The 408-nt window shown below is 29.4% G+C and carries 1 protein-coding gene; it reads right to left on the reverse strand.

All coding sequences use genetic code 11. The features are described 5' to 3' along the window. On the reverse strand, positions 1–408 hold a 408-nt coding region (locus tag DWW23_RS27075), incomplete at both ends, for a hypothetical protein (protein WP_199664164.1).

Below are 408 nucleotides of genomic sequence, written 5' to 3' on the forward strand. Positions count from 1 at the left end.
TTCAGATCTTGAATTTCTCCACCTGATAAAGTCTGAACATATATATTCTCTTTTGCATAATAGTATAATGGCCAAATAGGAACACCATTATCAATATCATTTTTAACACCTAAAACTCTTGTTATTTTTGGTGCATAACTTTTTGTTTGTTTTCTACTTTTATTATATTGCAAAACGGTACCGCCTCTATCACTTGCATATCTCAAATATAAACAAGAGTCTGTTTCAAAAAAGCCCTCTCTATTAATAAATAGATAATTCAAATTATTCCCATCAAGAGAATTTGTATAATATTTAGAAGAGTAAGCCAATTGATAAATTTCTCCTCTGATAGGATTTTTTAAATCCAAATAATAAGCAGGAACAATTGTATCTCGCATTGCCCTATAAAGGATATTAATACCTCCG

It is taken from the genome of Parabacteroides sp. AF14-59 (genome assembly GCF_003479515.1).
Lineage (GTDB): Bacteria > Bacteroidota > Bacteroidia > Bacteroidales > Tannerellaceae > Parabacteroides > Parabacteroides faecis.